This window comes from Moraxella pluranimalium (assembly GCF_002014825.1).
Lineage (GTDB): Bacteria > Pseudomonadota > Gammaproteobacteria > Pseudomonadales > Moraxellaceae > Moraxella > Moraxella pluranimalium.
Genome location: NZ_MUYU01000005.1, coordinates 94,796 through 107,162 on the forward strand (window position 1 = coordinate 94,796; position 12,367 = coordinate 107,162).

The following is a 12,367-nucleotide window of genomic DNA, read 5'->3' on the forward strand; positions in this document are numbered from 1 at the left end:
CTGAAATTGGTTTTCAGCCTGATTTTTTTGGCAATATTAAATGGGTGGGTTAATCGCTACTTTGCCCAAGATAAGTCCCGCTTCTTGGCTGCCAATCAATCTCTTCACCACGCATCAGCTTATCGATCATCACTTTGGTATCGGCACGATGCTCGTTCAATAGGCTAATCATGTGCGTGTTTTTGTAGCGACCGATATTAGGATCATAAGTCTCGGCAGCACTTGCCACGCCATCACGATCACGGTGGTGATACAGATGGGCGATACGCTCGGCGATGTCATTATCCATCCCCAGAATCTCAAGTGCTGTCTTGGCACTGCGCACCGCCGAGTCAAAGGTCTCACGAATCACCGCATTTGCGCCTGCATGATGTAGCTGATAGGCGTGAATACGGTCATAAGCACGAGCAACGATAGGCAGATCGGGATAATCATGGCGTAGATGCTTGACGATGCTAGATGCCTTTTGGGGATCATTGATGGCGATCACCACAAGCTTTGCTTTGGCAACGCCTGCCATCTCAAGCAAATCAAAACGAGTCGCATCGCCATAATAGGTCTTGACACCCAGACTTGCCAAGCCATCGACATGATCGGCATCACTATCAATCAAGGTTGTCTGATAGCCACAAGCGGTCATCATACCGTTCACCACTTGTCCGTATCTGCCGTGACCTAGAATGATGATTGGGTTTTCTTCATCAATCTGATCGCTATCACGCTCACTGCTATCACGCTCACTGCTATTGCCTTTTTGACTGGTTAATTTGCCATGAATCACCAAAAATAGCGGTGTCAGCACCATCGACAGCACGACAATCGCAGTCAGATTGGCGTGTGTGGTGGCATCGATGACCGACTGCGTCGCAGCAGCTGAGAACAGCACAAAGGCAAATTCACCCCCTTGAGCCATCATGACCGCACGCTCGGTGGCGATGGCATGGTCGGATTTGGTCAGGCGAGCTGCTACATAAATCCAAATACCTTTGGTCGCCATCAGTGCAATCACACCCAGTGTGATCAGCTGCCAGTTATTTGCCACCACCGACAAATCCAGTGCCATGCCAACGCCTAAGAAAAACAAACCTAACAGCAATCCACGAAACGGCTCAATATCCGCTTCTAGCTGATGGCGAAAGCTGGACTCAGATAATAGCACGCCTGCGACAAACGCCCCCATTGCCATTGACAGTCCGCCAAGCTCCATCAGTAGTGCAGAACCCAGCACCACTAGCAGGGCGGCAGCAGTCATGATCTCACGCACGCCAGTTTTGGCAAGTATCTTAAACAAAGGATTAATCAGCACGCGACCAGCAAAAAACAGTGCCAGCAATGAACCAATCGCCACCAAAATCGACTGCCAAGCAGGCGTCTCGCTCGTATGCACCACAGGTGACAAGAACGCCACAATGGCAAGCAGTGGCACGATGAGCAAATCTTCAAACAGCAAAATCGACACCATGCTTTGACCTTTGGCAGTGCCAAGCTCATTATTCTCACCAAGACTTGACATGACAATAGCTGTCGAAGTCAGCACAAAGCCTGCCGCACCGATGAACGCCACTTGCCATGATGCGCCAAACAGCATAATCACCGCCGTCATCAAGGCAGTTGCACCCAAGACTTGTAATGAGCCGAGTCCAAAAATCTGCCGACGCAGTCCCCATAGATGCGCAGGCTGCATCTCAAGCCCGATGATGAATAAGAACATCACCACGCCAAGCTCGGCCACATGAATGATGGTCTGCGGATCGGTAAATATCCCCAAACCAAACGGGCCAATCAATAGACCGCCTGCCAAATAACCAAGGACTGAACCCAGTCCAATTTTGCGAAAAATCGGCACTGCAATCACTGCTGCACCCAGTAGGGTAACAACTTTGATCAACTCACCTGCCATGCCTGCTTCGGCCATATTTCACCTTCAATATTGTGTCAAAATTATCACAATGATTTCAAAAACTACAAAAAAAGACAGCATACCGTATATGCTGTCATCTTAACTGAAAATTAAAAATTTCACCAATACTATCAGAAAAAATAAGAAAATCTTATGGACTGATTATTTATCTTGATAAATTATAACCAACCTGCTTTTCTAAATTTATGATGCAAGTACAAACAAACAGCAATCACTGCACCTAATACGATAAAATAGCCGTATTTATAGTGCAATTCGGGCATAAAATCAAAGTTCATCCCATAGATGCCTGCCACTGCCGTCGGCACAGCAGCGATACCTGCCCAAGCGGCAAGCTTACGCACGACATCGTTTTGTCCCATTGTTACCATCGCCATATAGGTATCCATCGCCACAGATAGCATTTCGTTGAGTCCATTGACCGCATCGATCGAGCGAAGCAGGTGGTCGTTGACGTCGCGAAAATATGGCTTGGCAGCGGCAGGGAAAGCAGCAACCAGCTCATTTTTTTTGTGGTTGATAAAGAAATTACACACATCTTGTACAGGCAAAATCACCGCACGCATATGGACAAGTTGTGATTTTAATTCGTACAGGCTTTTGAGTGTTGATTTGCTAAATTCGTGCGAGAAAATATTACGTTCTTGTTCGCGTAAGTAGTTGCCCAAGCGGTCAGTAATCGGCAAGTAGTTATCGACGATGAAGTCCATGATGGCGTGTAGCACAAAAATCGGGCCAAGACGCAGTTTCTCAGGACGGCGATGGCAATGCTCACGCACTGGGCTGTATGAGTTGGATGCACCACGACGCACGCTGATGATGAAGTTTTTGCCCATAAAAATCGCCGTTGTACCATAGCGGATTTGATTGTCTTCAAGCTTGGCGGTACGCACGACCACGAAAATGGTGTCATTACCATAGCTTTCGACTTTTGGGCGTTGGTGGTCAGCAAAGGCATCTTCAAGCGCCAGTTCGTGTAGGTCAAAGGCATCTTGGACTTCTTTGACCGTCTCAAGACTCGGGTCATATAGCCCAAGCCAAATAAACTGATTGTTATTGGTCAAGGCACGGCTGACATCTTCGATCGCCAAAGGCTCAATCGGTGCGCCTGTTTTACGAGAATACGAATAGCAGATGATGGTCTCGTTATCCCCTGATTGCTCAATGTCTTCAAAGCGGTCGGCATCAGGGTCATAGACAGTCATCGTCTCGATGGTGTCTTCGAGCGTGGCATCAGAGTCGCCATAGATGTAGCTGTCGTGCGTGTCGTGAAAGGTCTCGGCAGATGACTTGCTCTCGGCTTCGTCAAGATCGTCATCGTCTTCTTGCTCGCCTTCGTCATCTAGCCATTCTTCGGCTTGTTCATCATCTCGCTTATCGGCAGGCTCAAACAGTTCGGCTTGTACAGGTGTGCGAGTCGGTTTGGCGGTTTCGCTCGGGGTGCGGTCTGTGTCTGTTTCGTGCTGTTGAGTCATCGCAAAACCCCCTTAAGTTCATTGCCAAAATCTGCTTAAAAGTGAACATTATAGCAACATTTTTGGCTGATTTCATCTGTTTTGATAATTAATCCGATACATATAATGGGCGTTGGCGTATAATATCGGCATAAGTACAGTGGGTGTATATTATGCTGATGGTGCGTGGTATGTACCTTACGAACTAGTTTATCTTACAGATAATTCAAGGGCAATAATCCAAAACCTTGCTATACAAATCAAAAGACCTATCATCTTTTGTTATAGTTTCTGTGTTGGTGGCGATTGGAAGGCGGATGCCAACAACATACATACTTCCATGTAACAACCCAGTATTTGATTGGCAATCGTATTCAAGTTTTATAATACCTTTTGTTTTTTCAAGGCGATTGGGTGGTGTGCCAAAATTATTCTTAAAAGTCATAAAAACTTTATTTTGTTTTTGGTCATAAATGACACTATTTTTATCATAATAAGACGGCTGCTCCTCTTCACCAAAAAAGGGAACTAGCACCCAATGTGGTTTTGCAATTGCCATCGTAGGCAACAATATCATCAAACTCATAGCAAATTTCAAATTCATCACTTAACTGCCTCTTGTTCGTCCATTTTTGCACTTTCAAGCCATGCGTTGGCATTATCTAGGTCTTTTTTTACACCAATACCGTTAGCATACAGATGGTGCATTTTATATTTTGCAGATGTACTGCCTTTGATGGCTGCTAAAAAATAATATTCAAATGATTTGTTATAATTGTTCGGTACACCAAGCCCAAACTCATACATAATAGCATTTGAAAGATAAAAGAATTCGTTATCTGCTTCTTCCGCTACTGAGACGATTTGACCGTACCACATTGTTGCTTTATCTATATTCTTTTCAATTATTTCATTGCCGTAATGATATGCTTGGGCTATTTCAAACATTGCCCCTAGCACTTCTCTATTATCATACGAAGATACAACATTAGCTTTAGCGATTTCAAAATAAATATCAAAAGCCTTTTGTAAATTTTTAGGTACTATCTTGCCCTGCAAATAATAATCAGCAATAGTTTTAGCATTTCGTCTTATCAACCTATGGTTGTAAGGTTGATTGACTTTTGATAAAACTTGATTGTGCAAAATTTCTGCTTGTTGAAAATCAGTCAAATCTGCATTTTTTCCAAAATTAATCAAATAATTGTAAGCTAGTCTAGTTTGGGCATCGGTATTTCCATTGTTGGCTGCAACACCAAGCCAACAATTAGCAAATTCACTCCAGCCTTTACCTTTTTCATATAATTGATACTGTGCTGAAACATTATTTTGATTTATCGCTTGATTGTAAATATCAGCTAACTCATCAACTAAGGTTGGGCTATTGGCGATTTGAGAGATATTACATTCTGGTGGAATGGTTGTATTTTTGGCATGAGCAAATTGAAAAAACAATGCACAAGATACCAAAATTAACTTGGTATAAAAATTGCTTTTATTCATTGGTGGTTTGCTCCGTATTTGTTGGTGTAGGTCTTAATCTAATTACTGTCTTTTCTTTAGGCTTGCAAATTCTAAAAAAGTACAGCAAGGTACGCACGCCGCACTATTGATCCTACTTGATGATGGTTCACAGACAGCCCCATTATACCTTGATTGGGACGGATTTTGAGTATGAAATATGATTTTCATTAGGTGTGTCTCAAGCAAAATCCCAAAATTTAAAAAAAATTTGCAAATATGCCTTGCAAGGTCGTGTTAGTATGATACACTAGATAGGAAAAAATTTCTGATTGTCTGCGGACGCATCTTTTTTCCTGTCTGTGAGTGGATGGGATGTCAAATTTTTTCACCAGATTTGTTTATTATTCTTGTTAATTGATGGCTGTTGATTAACAGGTTTTATACTGTCAAAAAAAATGCAATTGATGTGGCATTGATAGGGTGTCATGCGATTGCTTTTGTAAGTTTTGTATGCCTAACAGGGGTTTTTTGTGCCACACTCTAGCACCAATACCAATCCAACCGATCATACGATCGCCAAAAAGCTACAACAAAACTGGCTGTTGCCTGATGGGGTGGCGGATGTGCTATTTACCGATGCCCAAAAACAAGAAAGCCTGCGTGATGCACTGCTGTTCGTCTTGACGGCGCATGGCTATCGCTTGGTGTCGCCACCTTTGATTGAATACACCGAAAGCCTGCTTGGTCATGCTGATGAAGACCTAAAACGCCAAACTTTTAAATTCATCGACCAGCTAAACGGTCGCTTGATGGGTCTGCGAGCTGACATCACGCCACAGATTTTGCGCATTGATAGCAAATACGGGCAGGGCGTTAGCCGTTATTGCTATGTCGGTCAAGTGGTCAAAACTTTACCAACCGGTCTATTTGGTCTGCGTACACCGCTACAGATGGGTGCGGAGATTTTTGGTGTCAAGAGTATTGATGCTGAGATTTCATTGATTGATTTGTTAGCAGCGCTGATGGATGAAATTGGGCTTGCTCGTGATAGCCTGCATATGGATGTCGGTCATGTGGCGATTTTTGAGCGTCTGTGTGACCTGCACCAAGTGTCAGCCACCGATGTCGATGCGCTGATGGCGATTTATCACAAAAAAGCCTTGCCTGAGCTACAAGCATTTTGCCAAACACTTGGCGATACTTTGGGCGATGTCGATGGGGCGAATGACTTTTTGGTGCTCGGTAAGCACACACTAGCCCAAGATGGCGTGCCAAATGCGGATAATCTATTATCCAAGCTGTCTGCCAAAGCACGCACAGATACGATTATCTACCAAGCGACCGATGAGATTGTCGCTTTGATTGCGCACATTCGCACGCTTGGCATGGGTGTTAGCCTAGATATCACTGAGCTGTCAGGCTATCACTATCATACAGGGATTGTGTTCAATGCTTATTTGGCGCACAGCCAAACTGCCCAGACCCAAGCATTGGTGCGTGGCGGTCGCTTTGAAGGCTTGTCGGTCGATGGCAAGGCTCGGGCGGCGACGGGCTTTAGTATGGATATCAACCGTTTGCTTGAGTTTGTTGAGCTACAAGAAGATACCGTGATTTGGGTGGATTATGCGGATTTGCAAAGTGCCACCGCTGAACAAAAAGCCGATTTGTCCGAACAAATCAAAACCTTACAAACCGAAGGCTGTATCGTCATCAAGCCACTGTCAGCCGATGATAAGCCGCAGACCATCGATGGCGTACTGCATTTTGATGGTGAACAGGGCGTCTGGGCGGTGCAGTTGGTCGGTGATGACTTTTAATTAATCGGTTTTAATAATCGGATTTAACCTTATTTAGCCATATTGATTTTGATATAAATCAGTTTATTTTAATTTTGTGTTTATCAACTTAAGGATTTATCATGGGTAAGAATGTTGTTGTGCTAGGTAGCCAGTGGGGCGACGAAGGCAAAGGCAAAATCGTTGACCTACTCACCGAAAAAGCAACGGCGGTCGCACGCTTTCAAGGCGGTCATAACGCAGGCCATACGCTGGTGGTTGGCGGTGAAAAAACCGTTCTGCATCTGATTCCATCAGGTATCTTGCGTGAAGGCGTGACCTGCTTTATCGGCAATGGTGTGGTGCTTGCCCCTGATGCACTGCTCAAAGAAATGAACGGTCTGATCGAAAAAGGCGTACCTGTGCGTGAGCGTCTGCGTATCTCGCCTGCGTGTCCGCTGATTATGCCTTATCATGTGGCGCTTGACCAAGCTCGTGAAATCAAGCGTGGCAATGCCAAAATCGGTACAACAGGTCGTGGTATCGGCCCTGCGTACGAAGACAAAGTGGCTCGCCGTGGTCTAAAAGTCGCTGATTTGTTCCGTGATGATTTGCCACAAAAGCTTGAAGGCTTGCTTGAATACCATAACTTTGCATTGACCCAGTATTACAAGGTTGATGCGATTGACTTTGATGCGACTTTGGCACTGTGCAAAGCATGGGCGGCAGAAATCAAGGATTTGGTCGTCGATGTTACCGATGCGCTAGAGACTCGCCGTCAAAATGGCGAAAACTTGATGTTCGAAGGCGCACAAGGTACGCTACTTGACATCGATCACGGTACTTATCCGTTTGTCACGAGCTCAAACACGACAGCGGGCGGTGTCTCAACCGGTACAGGTCTTGGCCCATTGTACCTAGATTATGTACTAGGCATCACCAAAGCTTATACCACGCGTGTCGGCTCTGGCCCATTCCCAACTGAGCTATTTGACGAAGTGGGTGCGCACCTTGCCAAAGTCGGTCATGAATTTGGCGCAACCACAGGCCGTGCTCGTCGCTGTGGTTGGTTTGATGCAGTGAGCCTACGCCGTGCTGTGGTGTTAAACTCAATGTCAGGCATTTGCCTAACCAAGCTTGATGTATTGGACGGCTTAGAAGAAATCCGCATCTGCACAGAGTACGAAGTGCCAACCGGTGAAATCGCTGGTGCGTATGATGCGGAATACTACGAAAAAGTCACGCCAAAATTTGAAACTTTGGCAGGCTGGAGTGAATCAACTATCGGTATCACCAAGTTTGAAGACTTGCCAACCAATGCGCAGATCTACATCAAGCGTATCGAAGAGCTGGTCGGCTGCCCTGTGGACATCATCTCAACTGGCCCTGACCGTGCTGAGACCATCGTCCTGCGTGACCCGTATGATGCTTAATTGATTGTATAGCATTTATCAATAAAAATCGCTGAGCGTGAGTGTCGGCGGTTTTTTTTAATATTTATTTATTAAATATTTATCAGTCTTTTATCGGTAATCACCACATCTACACATTGATCCCATGGCTGTCTAGGTAGCTTATCGACAAGCTGAAACTCATAGCACCAAGCGACTTTGAGCGTATTGGGGCAGTTGGCAAAGGTGCGATCATAAAACCCGCCGCCCATGCCAAGCCGTACGCCTTGCCGATCGACAGCGACGAGCGGACAGATGATGGCATCCATCTGCCAAGCAGGCAGGCGAGTGTGTGTTATGGGCTCAAGCATACCCAGCCGATGGCGTTTGAAGGCATTTTTTGATAAAGGCAGTTGCACAGGTGCAAAAGTAAGTGCTTGATTGGGTTTGGTGATGGGTAAAAAAGCCTGCCATCCCAAGCGTGCACAAAAGCGAGCAATGACATCGGTCGGCAGTTCGCCAAAATCATCCAAATAAAATGCGACTTTGGCACAAGGTGGCAGTCGTTTGGCAAGCTGTATCAAAAACCGAGATGCCAAAAAAGCCGCCTGCCGTCTTTGGCGTACACTTAGGTCTCTACGCTGTTTGGTGAATGTTTTTCTTGAGATGTTTGGCAGTTGGCTGGTCATGGCAATCGATCGGCTGTGATAATTATCAAATTAATTGGCAAAAAGCATAAAATAGCCCAAAAATTAACGGGTTTTCATTGAAAAAACGGGCTATTTTGGCGATAATAGCACATTTATTTACAATAACAAATACCCATCCATAAAAGCATCTTATGAGCACTCAATCTGCGCCACGCACCGCCAAATCCCCAAAAAAACGCCCAAGACGCAGTCAAGAAGACATTGCTGCGGCGAATTTTTTGAAACACAGTTTTAAACCTGTCAAAAAATCCATCTACATGGCATGGCTATGCGACATCATCAATGTGCTATTGTTGATGGTGCAGGCGTGGGTGATTGTGCTGATTTTTGATGGGTGGCTACTGCCGTTTATTCCGCAGTTTGCTCATCATGATGCGATGGCGACGAGTGCGCTGTGGCTGTATTTGGCGGTGTTGTTTGGGGTGTTTGCTTTGCGTGCGTTGGTGGGGTATGCACGAGATGCGATTTTGACACGGGTGGGTGTGCAGGTGGCATCTGATGTGCGTGGACGGCTACTTGACCAGCTTGGTGAGATGGGATTGGCTCGGCGGTTTTTTGGCTCGGATGGTGTTTTGGCAAGTAAAATTGTCGATGAACCTGAGCATTTGGTGGGTTATGCACGCTTTGAAGCGCAAAAGATGACGGCGGTAACGACACCGATTTTATTAGCTATCTGTATTGGTTTTTTTAGTAAATTTTCAGCATTAATCCTGCTTGCCACTGCGCCACTGGTGCCGATTTTTATGATTCTCATCGGTGTGGCGACAGCACGCAAAAGCCGTGAGCAGATGGATGCGATGGCACAGCTTGGCGGACGGTTCTTTGATTGGATTCGTGGGGTGAATACGCTGGCACGCCTACAGGCGGTGACGGTGGCGGTTGGTGATATTGATACTAGTAGCGAAGCCTATCGCAAAAAGACGATGGATGTGCTAAAAATCGCTTTTTTAAATAGTGCTGTGCTTGAATTTTTGTCCGCGTTATCGATTGCACTGGTGGCGGTGTATCTTGGCTTTGGCTTGATTGGGATTTTGCCGTGGCAGACAGGCGTGATGGCGACCAGTTATAGTTCGGCATTGATGATTTTGCTACTTGTGCCTGAGTTTTATGCGCCGCTACGCCGATTGGGGGCGGAGTATCATATCAAAGGACAAGCAGAAGGTGCTGCCAAAGCAATGGTGGATATGATGGCGTTTAAGGGCCATCATACGGGCAATAAGTCGGTACAACTGACCAATCCTGTTGCCATTCGCCTAGAGCAAGTGGCGGTGTTTGGCGATGATGGGCGGTTGCGCTTATCGCCTGTGACGCTTGAGTTTGGTGCAGGGCAAGTGACAGCTTTGCAGGGGCAAAGTGGTACGGGTAAATCGACAATTTTGCAGATTTTGCTTGGCTTTGGGCAATTTACAGGTAATATTTGGCTGATTGATGGTAATCAGCGTTATGACTATGCTTCGCTTGATATGACTGCACTGCGTCAGCAGATGGGTTATCTTGCCCAAACTGTGAGCCTGCTACCGATGAGCATTGCGGATAATTTACGCCTTGCCAAAAAAGACGCCACCGATGCCGAGCTACAAGCAGTGCTTGAGATGGTTGGCTTATGGACGCTTGTCAGTCAGTTGCCAAATGGTATAAACACCGTGCTGAGCGAGCGGGGTGGTGGTATCTCAGGTGGTCAAGCACAGCGTATCGGCATTGCACAGCTACTGCTCCAAGATGCCAAAATTTGGCTATTGGATGAGCCGACCGAGCATCTTGATGGCGAGACAGCGCAGGCGGTGGCGGAGTTGTTGCACCGATTGGCAAAAGATAAGACAGTGATTTGGGTGACGCATGATGTAGCGCTTGATGAGCGATTTGATGCGTGCCATCAATTATAGGGGGAAGTGATGAAATCAGCACAGAAGTTTGAGCCATTTGCCCTATCTGAGCTTGTCAGTCGGCAGCTATTTATGTGGTGCGTTGCGTGGTTACTTGGGCTTGTGACCGTCTGGTCGGTATTGGGCTTGACCATGCTGTCGGGGTGGTTTGTCACCATGTCGGCAGTGGCAGGGCTTGTGGCGGTCGGTGGTCATACTTTTAATTATATGATGCCGGCAGGGATTATCCGTGGCTTTGCCATTGTGCGTACGATGGGGCGTTATGGTGATTTGATGGTGTCGCACCATGCGGTGTTTGCACTGCTCAAGGATTTGCGTGTGCGGTTTTTTGCCCAGTGGGCAGGTCTTGATTATGGACTGCGTAACGCAGGCGGTCAAAGTAGTAGTCAAAAAATGCACCGCTTGGTCAAAGACATCGATGTCCTAGATGAGTTCGTCCTGCGCTTGGTGTCGCCATGGGTGATGGCGGTGGGTGCGGTGTTGGTCGTTGGCAGTATCATTATGGTGATTTTGCCAAGTGCATGGCCAAGTATTGCACTTGTGCTGATGGCGCTACTGTGTGCGATGGTGGCGCTCAAGCTTGGTATCCGCCTAGCACACCAAGAAAGTCAATTACAAGAACAACGCAAATCAACCCTACTTGATACGCTACCTGCCTTGACTTCACTGCTGATTTGGCAGAGATGGCAAGATACCAAGCAGACACTTGCCAAGCTAGATGATGAACAAACGGCGGTAACTTTGGCATCGCATCGCCTACGCCGATTGACCATGCTTGCCATTCAGCTATTGATGGCGTTATCTGCGGTGATGATGCTGGTGGCGGCAGGGCTGTATTTTGATGGTGCAAGCATCACGCCCTTTAGCGAATCTACGCTCAATAGCTATACTGACATTAGCCCTGCTTTGATATTGGCATTGATGCTTGGCTTGGTGGGCTTAAGTGAGTTTGTGCTCAATCTAGTCAATGAGCCATTGGCGCTGGGTCGTAGCCTTGTGGCAAAAGCACGGCTCAATGCACTGATTTCTCAAGCTGACACCAAGCCTGCACTGACACCGATTGACACTGTGAGCACCGAGCAAATCAGCCTTGTGCTGGATCATGCGGATGTCAAAGCACCTAAGGCGATTTTTGGCGCAAGCAATTTGACCGCTACCATCACTCAGGATAAGCCTTGTCTGGTGGTTGGGCCATCAGGTGTAGGCAAATCCACGCTGTTACAGACACTTGCCCAAGAACATCCGCTCAGTGGTGGCGTGATGCGTTTGGTGGGCGATATGGGTGCTTGTGAGTGGCAGGCGGTGGATTTTGGTGCGACGCTTGGCTTTTTGGGTCAGACGGTGGATATTTTTGATCAGACTTTGGCGGATAATCTACGACTTGGCAAGCTAGACGCCACCGATGATGAGCTGTATGCCGTACTTGATGCGGTCAATCTTGGTGACTGGGCAAAATCACAACCCAAAGGGCTTGCCACACCACTTGGCGAATATGGTACAGCAGTCTCAGGTGGTCAGGCTCGGCGTATTGCCTTGGCAAGATTGCTGTTATCACCAAAAAAAGTCTTGCTACTCGATGAGCCATTTGCCGGTCTAGATGCGACCACTCGTCATATCGTATGGCAAAGCCTGCGTGCGTATCAGACGAGCGGACATATCGGGCTACTACTCATCTCAACGCATCAGCTGTGGGACGAAATGGGCGATGTGGATGTATTGAAGGTTGGTGATATGCACATCAGTGCACTTATTTAGATAATTGAATTTTA

The 12,367-nt window shown here is 46.6% G+C and carries 9 protein-coding genes; 4 read left to right on the forward strand and 5 right to left on the reverse strand.

Going from position 1 to position 12,367, the window contains the following annotated elements; all coding sequences use genetic code 11:
* Positions 1-49 precede the first annotated feature (49 nt).
* The 4 genes from B0680_RS00990 to B0680_RS01005 all read right to left on the reverse strand — a co-directional run bounded on the left by B0680_RS00990 (position 50) and on the right by B0680_RS01005 (position 4,878).
* Positions 50-1,915, reverse strand: coding sequence for a monovalent cation:proton antiporter-2 (CPA2) family protein (locus B0680_RS00990; protein ID WP_078253186.1), 1,866 nt, complete (start codon positions 1,913-1,915; stop codon positions 50-52).
* Positions 1,916-2,079: 164 nt separating this feature from the next.
* A complete protein-coding gene (corA, locus tag B0680_RS00995; protein WP_078253187.1) occupies positions 2,080-3,396 on the reverse strand; it encodes a magnesium/cobalt transporter CorA in 1,317 nt (438 codons plus the stop codon).
* 205 nt (positions 3,397-3,601) lie between these two features.
* On the reverse strand, positions 3,602-3,979 hold the full coding sequence (locus B0680_RS01000; RefSeq protein ID WP_078253188.1) for a hypothetical protein: 378 nt from the start codon (positions 3,977-3,979) through the stop codon (positions 3,602-3,604).
* Complete coding sequence (locus B0680_RS01005; protein WP_078253189.1) at positions 3,979-4,878, reverse strand: tetratricopeptide repeat protein; 900 nt, start codon at positions 4,876-4,878, stop codon at positions 3,979-3,981. Before B0680_RS01005 ends, B0680_RS01000 begins: the two co-directional genes overlap by 1 nt.
* Positions 4,879-5,369: 491 nt before the next feature.
* Here B0680_RS01005 and B0680_RS01010 point away from each other — a divergent pair, with 491 nt between their 5' ends.
* Together B0680_RS01010 and B0680_RS01015 are read left to right on the forward strand one after the other, a co-directional pair.
* Positions 5,370-6,656 carry an ATP phosphoribosyltransferase regulatory subunit gene (locus B0680_RS01010; RefSeq protein WP_228143726.1) on the forward strand — a complete coding sequence of 429 codons (1,287 nt, stop codon included), beginning with the start codon at positions 5,370-5,372 and terminating at the stop codon, positions 6,654-6,656.
* A gap of 101 nt (positions 6,657-6,757) precedes the next feature.
* The gene (locus B0680_RS01015; protein WP_078253190.1) at positions 6,758-8,047 is read left to right on the forward strand and encodes an adenylosuccinate synthase; all 1,290 of its coding nucleotides are present in this window, start codon (positions 6,758-6,760) and stop codon (positions 8,045-8,047) included.
* A 71-nt stretch (positions 8,048-8,118) separates the two neighbouring features.
* Here the strand turns inward: B0680_RS01015 and B0680_RS01020 are convergent, their stop codons facing one another.
* Positions 8,119-8,694, reverse strand: coding sequence for a 5-formyltetrahydrofolate cyclo-ligase (locus B0680_RS01020; RefSeq protein ID WP_078253191.1), 576 nt, complete (start codon positions 8,692-8,694; stop codon positions 8,119-8,121).
* 152 nt (positions 8,695-8,846) lie between these two features.
* On the opposite strand from B0680_RS01020, the gene cydD reads away from it, so the two are divergent.
* Both cydD and B0680_RS01030 read left to right on the forward strand, forming a co-directional pair.
* On the forward strand, positions 8,847-10,598 hold the full coding sequence (cydD, locus tag B0680_RS01025) for a thiol reductant ABC exporter subunit CydD (RefSeq protein WP_078253192.1): 1,752 nt from the start codon (positions 8,847-8,849) through the stop codon (positions 10,596-10,598).
* Positions 10,599-10,607: 9 nt separating this feature from the next.
* Entirely contained in the window at positions 10,608-12,353 is a 1,746-nt protein-coding gene (locus B0680_RS01030) for an amino acid ABC transporter ATP-binding/permease protein (RefSeq protein WP_078253193.1), read from the forward strand.
* Positions 12,354-12,367: the final 14 nt, after the last annotated feature.